5 protein-coding genes are annotated in these 4,405 nt (G+C 41.6%); 3 read left to right on the forward strand and 2 right to left on the reverse strand.

The features are described 5' to 3' along the window. On the forward strand, nt 1-429 hold a 429-nt coding region (locus AB4496_RS05740; protein WP_372130682.1), incomplete at its 5' end, for a YitT family protein. Between the two features lie 126 nt (nt 430-555). Here the strand turns inward: AB4496_RS05740 and sigZ are convergent. Beyond that, nucleotides 556-1,170, reverse strand: a complete 615-nt coding sequence (gene sigZ, locus AB4496_RS05745) for an RNA polymerase sigma factor SigZ (protein WP_102258225.1) — start codon at nt 1,168-1,170, stop codon at nt 556-558. Continuing rightward, nucleotides 1,154-1,450 carry a helix-turn-helix transcriptional regulator gene (locus AB4496_RS05750; RefSeq protein WP_004733042.1) on the reverse strand — a complete coding sequence of 99 codons (297 nt, stop codon included), beginning with the start codon at nt 1,448-1,450 and terminating at the stop codon, nt 1,154-1,156. The genes sigZ and AB4496_RS05750 overlap by 17 nt, the downstream gene beginning before the upstream one ends. Before the next feature lie 233 nt (nt 1,451-1,683). Between AB4496_RS05750 and AB4496_RS05755 the strand changes: the two genes are divergently transcribed. Together AB4496_RS05755 and AB4496_RS05760 are read left to right on the forward strand one after the other, a co-directional pair. Further along, the gene (locus tag AB4496_RS05755; protein ID WP_102258224.1) at nt 1,684-2,784 is read left to right on the forward strand and encodes a permease; all 1,101 of its coding nucleotides are present in this window, start codon (nt 1,684-1,686) and stop codon (nt 2,782-2,784) included. 412 nt (nt 2,785-3,196) lie between these two features. Next, nucleotides 3,197-4,405, forward strand: a 1,209-nt coding sequence (locus tag AB4496_RS05760) for a diguanylate cyclase (protein WP_372130683.1), incomplete at its 3' end; no start/stop codon positions are given.

Genomic DNA, 4,405 nt, shown 5'->3' on the forward strand with positions numbered 1-4,405 from the left:
CCTTTCTATATTTTGTCGGTTGCTCGTATGGGCTGGCGCTTCACCATCAATACGTTTATCGCGGTTTCGATTGTTTCGTTCGCCGTGGATCACTTGTATCACGTGATTCAAATTGCCGAAATTCATGCATTGTATGCAGCTTTACTTGGTGGTGGCTTGATTGGTACCGGCATGTTGGTGATCTTCCGTCATAAAATGAGCTTAGGTGGCTTCAACATTCTGGCGCTGTTCTTACAAGAACGTTTTGGGATTCGTGCGGGTAAGGTTCAGATGGCACTAGATTGTACGATTGTTGTGCTTTCACTGTTTATCGTTGATGTGTCGCTGGTTCTTCTGTCTGTACTGGGTGCGATAGTCACCAACTTGATTTTGGCGATGAACCATAAACCGGGACGCTATCAACCGGTCGTAAAAGCGGAAGCGGCGTAGTTCGGTACGATCAAGCACTAGGTTCGCTTAAGTACTCGATTCGCATAAACAAAGCGTGATTTGCAGATTATGAAAACAACAAAGCCAGCATCAACTGCTGGCTTTGTTCTATTTTAGGGATGGCTATTAGCACTTACTGCAATCGTTATCTGGTTTGAGCTCGCAGTCAATCACATTGCCTTGTTGATCAAGTGACAGGTTACAGCACTCTTCAAACAAGTTCTTAAGATCCCCGCGGCTTTTCTGAACACGAGACTTAACGGTTGAGTAGCTGATGTTTTGAGCCTCTGCGATCTCTTTTTGGCTTTGACCTTTGATATCGACAGCAAGCAGTAGCGATGAACTTTGTTCTGGCAGTGCCTGAATAAAAGGTTCAATACACAATGAGAGCTTCTGCTTAAATTCAGAGTCGTGGTCTAAATCGGTAAACCACAGATCTTCAGCATCAATTTGGCTATCACGTTGTTGGCGTGCATGTTTACGGTAGAAGTCGATAATGGTGTTGTTGGCTAACTGGAACAGCCAAGCCTTAACACTGCTCGCATCTTGTACCTTGTCTAAGTTCTGATAGGTCTTAATCAAGATATCTTGGAGCAAGTCGTCTACATCCGCAGAATTGTTGACCTTTGAATGCAAGAATGACTTTAACGCTTGCTGATACTCGGCCCAGACTTGTTCGAGCTTTAAAGGTGCCTTATTCAAAGTTGCCTTGTTCAAAGGTGCATTAGTTGCACTGTTCATTTACGCAACACTCGTCTTGTAAGAAATCAATCACACCTTCTAGGCATTCATACTCCGCCACGCAGAATAGAGTTCTCCCTTCTCGTCTTTGGCTGATTAGGCCCGCAGACGCCAAGCTTGATATGTGGTGAGACAAGGTAGAACCGGGAATGCCTAGTTCTTCTTGTAGGCCGCCAACTGCAATGCCTTGGTAGCCAGCTTTAACGACACTCTTATAAATGGTTAGGCGAATAGGGTGGCCCAACTCTTTAAGTGCTTTCGCAACGACTTCTAAGTTCATATTAACTCCTCAAGATTTAATTTCGATGTTAGTCGAAATGTATGTCGAATTCAAATTTAAAAACTGTGTCTGTGTAAGTCATTGAAAAACTGTGTTTTCGAAAATCATTTCGATTTTTATCGAAATAAATCTTGATCTGGAGCTGTTTATTTCTATAATTCGAGAATATTCGAAATTAAGGGTTGGTTACTTTTCTCATAGAGCCCGACCTTCAATCCAGTTTGGAGTTAATTATGAGCAATGAAATGTTAACAATGCTAAAAGACGCACTTGATATGTTCGCTTTCTTAGCAGTAGAGTTAATTATCCTTTTTTTAGCGATCAGCTACATTGTTGGGATTCTTCAAGAGTTCCTTACACCAGAAAAGATTCAATCTATCCTGAGCTCACGTAATGGTAAGGGGTATGTGGTTGCTGCACTATTGGGTGCAATTACACCTTTCTGTTCATGTTCGACCATTCCTTTCCTAAAAGGATTGCTGCGTGCAAGAGCGGGTTTCGGTCCAATGATGGTGTTCCTATTCGGTAGCCCACTATTGAACCCAGTGATCATTGGTTTGTTCGTGATTACGTTCGGTTGGCAAGTCGCTGTGTTCTACTTCCTTGTAGCAATGACGGTATCTGTAGTCGCTGGTTACGCACTTGAGAAGTTAGGTTTTGAACGCTACGTCAAACCTGAAGCGTATGAATCGACAGGTTCTGCTTCAAGCTGTGGCACTAGTTGTCGTGACTCTACTCCTAAGAAAGCAGCAACGGCTAAAGCGGAATCTTCATGTGGTACAAGTGCATGTGGTGAGCCTGCGCCAGCAATGGCGAAAGAGACATCTTGCTGCGATTCTAAAAAAGAAGAGCCACAAGTCACGGTTTCATGCTGTTCTGCGGATGGAAGCGCGACTGCTGAAATTGTAGAGAAGAAAGAACCTAGCCGTTGGATGAGAATTTGGTTCTCAACTTGGAAAGACTTCAAACAAGTTTTCCCTTACCTAATGATGGGTATTGCGATTGGTTCATTCATCTACGGCTTCATTCCTACAGACCTAATTGCACAGTACGCTGGTGAAGGTATGTGGTATGCGATTCCAGTAGCAGCCGTGATTGGTATTCCACTGTACATTCGTGCTGAAGCGGTAATCCCATTAAGTGCTGCTCTAGTTCAGAAAGGCATGGCGTTGGGTTCGGTAATGGCATTGATTATTGGTAGTGCAGGTGCAAGTTTAACGGAAGTTATCCTGCTTAAATCAATCTTCAAGAACCAAATGATTGCAGCATTCCTATTCGTTATCCTAAGCATGGCGATGGGGGCAGGCTTCCTATACAGCTTCATCTTTGGTTAATCGGGTCTGATTCCTAGATAACTCCATTGATAGCAAGATATAGATAATAAAAAAGAGCTCACTTAGTTGAGCTCTTTTTGTGTTTAGGAGGTCAAAAAATCATGGGCATTAGGCTTAATTTTTTTGAGAACGCTATTATTCCGGAAGTGCTGCTATCGAAAATAACACTCATCAACCCCTACTTTTAGACTTGAATGTAACCGCTTTGATGCCAAGTATTAACGATATTTATGTTTCGTAGGTGTTAATTAATTGGTGATCCTATTTAATCTTTTTGGCTAATTATTGGACGGTTTTCATATCGATATCTAGTATTTATGTAAGGGTGAATAATGAAATAGCATCGTTCAAAATTAACGTTTGTTTAGCTTTAATTCAACGATGACAACGTCAAAAGACTTGGAGTTAATGAATGAAAGATAAGTTGAAAATTTACTGCCTTGGAACCCCTACACTTGAAACCAGAGAATCATTTGAGCTCGTGCCAGTCAGTGACATTAATCAACTCCCTGAATTATTGGGCGGCGTCATAGTTCTAAATGGCGATCTTAGTTCGCAAGACGACGTGATGAGCCAACTCCACCGTAGCAGGAAATTTTGGTCTTGGAAGATTTATATTTTAGAAGATAGTGCATTATCAGAGTGTTTATCAGACGGCACTTTAAATCCAGAAAGTGTTGAAGAAGAGGTGATTCAACACCGCAGAACGTTAGAAAGTATTATCGACACATCGGATACATTAGACCCTCTTGTTGGGTGGTTAGGCTTGGATCAAAGACGTCGATTATCACCTCACAAATATTTGTCTCATAAATCGATATATTCCTATCCGTTAGTGGAGCTTTACTATCCGGAGTTAAGTTCAACTTATCGTTTTGTATTATCAGAGACTAAGCGAGACACTTTTGAAATTGAGGATTTAATCGATCGAGTAAGAGTGTGTCATGAATGTGCCAGTGCCCACTTAAACTACATCGAAGCGTGTCCTTCTTGCAAAGACATTGATATTACTGAGCGTACCTCTCTCCATTGTTTCACGTGTGGCCATGTTGCTGAACAAGGGCTTTTCAAACGCAATCAAAAATTAGAATGCCCGAAATGTTTGACTCAGCTTCGACATATTGGAGTGGATTATGATCGCCCTTTAGAAACTCATACATGTAACTCATGCTCTCACTCTTTTTCTGAGGCGGAGACATTAGCTTCTTGTTTCGAGTGTGGTACAAAAAACGATATTTCAAAGTTGGTTGTTAGGAAGATTTATTCGCTGAAACTTGGAGTTCAGGGAGAGTATATATTCCGTCATGGAGTGAAGCTATCGGCGCCTGAACTGACCTTAAGCGGGAAAGTAGACGGCGGGTATTTTTCTAATCTTCTTAGCTGGGTTAATAGGATTGCACTTCGCCACGAAGAAGAGCACTTATTATTGGGGTTACACCTGCCTGATTTAGCGCAGTATGTGTCTAAAAATGGAGACGCAAAAATGTTTGCTTTGATCGAGCAAATTACAGAGCGTTTAAACGGATTGTTTAGAGATTCTGATATTTGTTGTCAGTTTAAAAGCGATGTTCTTCTTGTATTTATGCCTAAAGCTAAGATGGAACATATAGAAGTATTACGC

Origin of the sequence: Vibrio sp. 10N.222.46.A1, from assembly GCF_041473595.1 — a bacterium.
Lineage (GTDB): Bacteria > Pseudomonadota > Gammaproteobacteria > Enterobacterales > Vibrionaceae > Vibrio > Vibrio tasmaniensis_A.